Annotated in this window: 2 protein-coding genes; both read left to right on the top strand. The window is 55.4% G+C overall.

What is annotated here, in order from left to right; all coding sequences use genetic code 11:
• The coding region (locus tag ACSQ83_RS35900; protein ID WP_436231376.1) for a YceI family protein at positions 1 to 189 on the top strand (189 nt) is incomplete at its 5' end.
• A 52-nt stretch (positions 190 to 241) separates the two neighbouring features.
• Positions 242 to 816, top strand: a 575-nt coding sequence (locus ACSQ83_RS35895) for a YceI family protein (protein ID WP_436231375.1), incomplete at its 3' end; no start/stop codon positions are given.

The following is an 816-nucleotide window of genomic DNA, read 5'->3' as shown; positions in this document are numbered from 1 at the left end:
ATCAAGGGCAAGTCGCAAAACGTCACCGTACCGGTCACCGTGACGAGCCAGGGCGCGACGCAAACCTTCGACGGTTCATTGCCCATCAAACGCACGCAGTTCGATGTCGGCTCGGGCGAATGGAAAGACACTTCGGTCGTCGCCGACGAAGTCGTCATCAAGTTCCACCTCGTCGCAACGAAGAAATAAGCGCTCACCGAACCTTGATCCTAGGTCTTCACAAATTCATTCTGGAAAACTCATGAAAAAGAACCTTCTGATTGCAGCCGCCGGCGCGCTTTTCGCGGCCGTTTCGTTCAACGCGATGGCTGAAGAAGTCACGTATCAACTCGACCCGAACCACACGTACCCGAGCTTTGAAACCGATCACTTTGGCGGCATCTCGATCTGGCGCGGCAAGTTCACGAAGAGCAGCGGCACCGTGACGCTCGATCGCGCAAAACAGAAGGGCACGCTGGACGCGACTATCGACATGACGTCGATCGATATCGGCAATGACAAGCTGAACGGTGAACTGAAGAGCGCGCAATTCTTCGATGCCGACAAGTTCCCGACAGCGACCTACAAGGGCACGTCGATGAAGTACAAGGGCGATGTGCCGGTTGAAGTGATCGGCGAACTGACGCTGCACGGCGTGACGAAGCCGCTGAACCTGAAGATCGAATCGTTCAAGTGCTTCACGAACCCGATGCTGAAGAAAGAAGTGTGCGGCACGGAATCGACCGCCACGTTTGATCGCGGCGACTTCGGCGTGGATTATGGCAAGGCATACGGCTTCAAGATGAAGACGACGCTGCATATTCAAGCCGAAGGTGT

The organism is Caballeronia sp. LjRoot29 (assembly GCF_964252755.1).
In the GTDB taxonomy this organism is placed as follows: domain Bacteria; phylum Pseudomonadota; class Gammaproteobacteria; order Burkholderiales; family Burkholderiaceae; genus Caballeronia.
Note: the sequence above shows the minus strand (reverse complement) of the source record. Positions and strands in the feature narration are given on the sequence as shown.